Origin of the sequence: Thiocystis violacea (assembly GCF_016583565.1) — a bacterium.
Lineage (GTDB): Bacteria > Pseudomonadota > Gammaproteobacteria > Chromatiales > Chromatiaceae > Thiorhodococcus > Thiorhodococcus violaceus_A.
Genome location: NZ_NRRF01000141.1, coordinates 1 through 4556, shown reverse-complemented (window position 1 = coordinate 4556; position 4556 = coordinate 1). Strand labels below are relative to the sequence as shown.

2 protein-coding genes and 2 pseudogenes are annotated in these 4556 nt (G+C 63.1%); 1 reads left to right on the top strand and 3 read right to left on the bottom strand.

The features are described from left to right. Positions 1-124, top strand: a pseudogene (locus tag CKO23_RS27055) (IS1595 family transposase); the annotation flags it as partial. A 280-nt stretch (positions 125-404) separates the two neighbouring features. Here the strand turns inward: CKO23_RS27055 and CKO23_RS26175 are convergent. The 3 genes and pseudogenes from CKO23_RS26175 to CKO23_RS23825 form a co-directional block, all read right to left on the bottom strand. After that, positions 405-881 (bottom strand): annotated as a pseudogene (locus CKO23_RS26175) (PglZ domain-containing protein); the annotation flags it as partial. Positions 882-2296: 1415 nt separating this feature from the next. Further along, the gene (locus CKO23_RS23830; RefSeq protein WP_200335866.1) at positions 2297-2923 is read right to left on the bottom strand and encodes a DUF4276 family protein; all 627 of its coding nucleotides are present in this window, start codon (positions 2921-2923) and stop codon (positions 2297-2299) included. Continuing rightward, positions 2923-4152 (bottom strand): AAA family ATPase, encoded by a 1230-nt coding sequence (locus tag CKO23_RS23825; RefSeq protein ID WP_274600255.1) that lies wholly within the window; start codon positions 4150-4152, stop codon positions 2923-2925. Before CKO23_RS23825 ends, CKO23_RS23830 begins: the two co-directional genes overlap by 1 nt. Positions 4153-4556: the final 404 nt, after the last annotated feature.

Below are 4556 nucleotides of genomic sequence, written 5' to 3'. Positions count from 1 at the left end.
TGCCAGCTACCTGAACGAGTTCGTGTTCCGCTTCAACCGCCGGCGGTCCCGCAGCCGTGGGATGGTGTTCTACCGGGTACTCGAACTCGCGATTGCGAACGAGCCTGTGCGCTACAAGGAACTCGCACTGACCCAGCGACCCCGAACAGTACTCCCCACCCCGCCGAGGGCAAATGGCCACCCGCCAAGCCTCGACCTCCCTCCCGCAAACCGTCCGTGGAGGAACTCCGGTTAAGTGGAGAGCCCAGACCGAGCTTATCGCCGCTCACAACCAGGCTGTGCCCATCCGCGCCAATGCCGGCGCCGGTGCCCAACAGCATCCGATCGTGGGCATTGACCGACCAGTGGCCTGGTGGCTTGGTGCAGACATCTCCCGCCTCGGCCTGGGCATTGAGGAAGAAGCCGTGGTCGGTGACGATCACGGCCTCATTGAAGCCCAAGCCACGCAGCTTGTGCAGCGCGACCCGGATCAGCTTCAAGGTGCCGGGGATCAGGCTGAGCGTGGTCTCCGGGTTGCTCTCCAGTTGGCTGTCGATCTCGGTGGAGCGCAGCACCAACAGATCGACAGTCTCCGCGATCAACGACTTGCCGCGCACGAAATCATTCAACGGCCGTTCGGCGAAGCGGTCCCCCAAGCGTGCCCTGAGCACCTCCATCCGCTGGCCGACATTGCCGACGGGTGCGCCGTCGAGTCGCGGCAGCAGCGCATCCTTATGCAGGTGCAGGCTCAGCTTGGCGCGTGCCCCCGGCAACAGACTGGCCATGCCGACCGGGGTGATGCTGGGCAGTTGGGCATAGGCCGCGCGCAGCTCGACCGGACCATCCTCGGCGAGTTGCTTTTCCAGTGCGACGCCCAGTTCATAGCGCAGCGCATCCACCATCAGATAGGCCAGCTTACAGCCTCGGTCCTTGAGGCGATCCGCCAGCAGACGGTCGAAGACATCGGCATTCGCCAGCCGTCCCGTCGGCGGCCAGCCGGCGCTCTCCAGATGCTTGACAAAGACGCCCTGCACCTTCTCGACCAGACGGCGGTAGCGGGCACGCGCCTGGCCGATGACCTCCCGCATCAGACCGTGCGGATCCAGCACATCCCCCACCGCCTGCTCGAACTCACGCTGCAGCCGGTCGGCTTCGCGCAGGCTGCCCAGATAGAAGTCGAGCAGCGCGGACTGGGAGCGCGCGTGCTCCGGCAACTGTCGCTCGTGGTCTTCGCAGGTCTCCACCAGGCCGAGCCCGGCGCGCACCAACTCCCACTGCGCCTGACTCTCACCCTTGCCGACCCAGACCGAGCGCACCTGACGCGCCAGCATGCGACGCGCGGCATCCATGTCGTTGCCCGTGATGCCATTGATGGCGGTGCGCAGGAAGGTCCGCTCCTCGAACGGAAAGGTATCGCGCTCGCCCAGGTCATCGATGGCGCCGCACAACTCGACCAGATTCAGCTCGGTCTCGATGGTCTCGGCGCGCTCGATATAGGCGTTGCGCGAGCGCGGATCGGTGCGCAGCCGCTCGCACACGTCTTCAATGATCGGCCGTGCCTCCCCAGGCGCATGGGGGACGCCCTTCAGTGCCTCGGGCAGGGCTTCGGGCAGATCGAAGACAAACTCACTGAACAACAGATAACGCCACAGCTCGTCCGCCAGCGGCGTCCAGGTCTTACCCCGGGTTTTCAACTGCAAACCCAGGGTCGCGCGCAGAAAGTCGCGCGCCTCCTGGATCCAGCCGTCTTGCGCCTTTAGCGCCTCACGCTGAACCGCCGTCGGCGCCAGCAAGGCGGTCAGGATCTCGCGGCCGGACTCGACCCCGAGCGCGGCCCGTAACTGCGGCCAGCTCAGGCCGCCGCCAACGGCATCGACCACGGCAAAGCTCGGTCCGTCGGGTGCATTGGCGAAGAGCTGACGAATCGCGGTGGCATGGTCGGGTTTCGCGCGCAGACAGAGGCTGAGATAGTCGTCACCGTCGTCCTGGGGGAAGCACGTCCCACAGGCCGCGAAGAGTGCAAAGGGATCGATCTGCTTCTGCTCATCGGTCTCCGGGCGCCTGGCTGGAACATAGATCAGCACCCCATCGAGGGGCGCCGCGCCGTCCTGGTGCGGTTGCCCCAGTGCGCGCAGTGCCATCACCGCCGCCTCCCGGCTCTCGATGCTGCTGTGCGAGGCATCCACCACCAGCAGATGCGCGGCCGCGAGGGCCAGGCAGGCGTCGCGATAACGCCGCTCGGCGTCGTAGACCACCAGGCAGCCCGCCTGCCGCAGGCGCGGTCGTAGCACAGTGTCGCGGATGAATGCCGCCATACTCATGGCTCACCCCCTGCCAAGACCGCCATTAAGGCACCGCGAAAGGCCTGAAAACTGTCGGAGATATTGCGCTCAGGCGCCATGTGGGGCGCAACGGCCCGAGCACACTCCAGCTTGCGTAGGCCGGTTCTGAAATAACCGGCACGCTTCAACACCTGCTCCAGTGCCTCCCAGGTCCCGCCCGCAATCGCATCCGGCTTGCGAAAGCGCACCTGCCGCGGGATCGTCGCGGGCACCTTCGGATAGGCGTCCCTGACCACCCGCCAATCACCAAAGAACCAAGCCTCAAGCTCTTCGATCGCAAGACGGTTGGCAAGCTGAAATCGATGGCCCACACCCGCGACGGTCTTCGTGATCAGACCCGCCTGCGCCGCCATCGACTCCAGACGTTGTTTCAACTCGATGCAATCGTCGTCATCCCGGTCCACCAAAATCACGATAACCCAATTCTCCGGCAGCCAGTTCTGGTATCCGCGCAACCGCTCCGGTAGACGTTTGAGCAGGTCATCCTTGCATTGAAAGCGGCGAATCTCGAAGGGGACATCCGGCAACAGCTTGGGCAGCAGGATCTCCAACGTCGCTTCCATCGAGAACTCCTCCACGAACACAATCAGCTTTTCCAGCATCAGCCGCGTCCTCGCCGGGTGTCGCGCGGTGCGCCTTGGTTGACCAGTGGATCGCCCAAACCGAAATGGCCCTCCATCCACAGATAGCCCATCGAGGCGCCAGCCTGCATGAATTCGGTGATGCCCTGAATATCGCAGGCACGCACGGCTTGGGTGAAACCCTCCTCATCGCGATACAACACCCGCACTTCGTCGGCCCGCATCGCATTGAGCAGGAACGGCGAGTGGGTGGTGATCAGCAATTGCGAGCGCTCCGCGGCCGCGCGGCACTCTTCCCCCAGTTCGGGCAAGAGACGCGGATGGAGAAAGTTCTCCGGCTCTTCGATGCCGATGAAGCGTGGTGGCTCCGGGTCATAGAGCACTGTCAGATAGGCCAGCATCTTCATCGTGCCATCGGAGGCGAACTTCGACAGGACCGGCGTCTCGAACGGCGCGTCTTTAATCTGCAAGAGCAAGCGCCCGTCCGGCATGGGCTCGGCATCGACGCGCTCCAGCCTGGGGATACGCTCGCGCAGCACCGAAAAGATCTGTTCGAGGCGCTCCGGATGCTGCTCCTTCAGGTACTGGACCACATTGGGAAGATTCTCCCCGCCTTTACTCAGGCGCTCCTGCGGCCCAGCCTCCGGTTGTTGACGGGTTTGGTCGATCGACAGATAGGAGACATACCAGTCGGTAATGAATTCGCGTAGCGCGGCGACCCGAGGGTGTTCCGCCAACTGGCCAAGGGTGTTCGCCGCGATCAGGTCCGGCGAGCGCAGCCGGGTGTCCTTGCGCTGATCCTCGGCATCGGGAAGCTCGCCGCTGACCGCACGACCGACCCCTTTGCGAAAATCGAGGAAGCGAAACGGCTGACCGCGAGTGCCACGCCGCCATTGCAACCATTCCTCGACCACCTCCGGCCCCTTGCCGCCTTCGTCGATCGCCAGATGATAGGTGATGATGGGTGTCCCGCGCCGCTCGCGGTATTTCAGCTCGAACACCACCGGACCATCAGCGCCGCGCGTCTTGAGCGCCTTCGCCCGCCCGCGCCGATCCCACGCATGGCGCAGACCAAACTGGAAGCACTCCGACAGAAAGTTGAACACGTCGAACAGCGTCGACTTACCGCTGCCGTTCGGCCCGAGCAGCACCGTCATCGGCGTCAGATGGTCGAGCTCGACTTTTCGCAAGGCGCGATAGTTCTGGACCCGTAGCGACTCGATGCGAGGGATTGAGTGGTTGGTAGTCAATGTCAGTGGTCAGTGGTCAGTGGTCAGTGGTCAGTGGTCAGTGGTCAGTGGTCAGTGGTCAGCAAGTATGGCGTCGTGGAGGCTGCGTTGGTCAAATACTGTTTTGAGCGTTGTCGGTTTATTAAAGCCTGGCATGAGCCTGAGAATCCCAGCATTTCAGCTTGATCTCCCGTTCTTCGGTCAGCCACGCGGCATTTGTCATGGTGTAGCTTCCGAAGGGTTTTCTACTTGGGCAAGGCGCGGTCGACAATCTGCAGTGTCTTCATTGCAGCAAAGCGGCTCTCCCGGATCTCCTGGGGTTGTGATATCTTATAAAACAGTGGCTTGAGAGCCAGTTCCCGTCAAAACCCAATTCGAACGCTGTTGATTATGATGCTTGACAAAGAGACCATCCGGGTGCTGTT

Coding starts and splice junctions, on each gene's coding strand:
- CKO23_RS23830 (WP_200335866.1), bottom strand. CDS start 2,923: ATGCTGGAAAAGCTGATTGTGTTCGTGGAGGAGTTCTCGATGGAAGCG.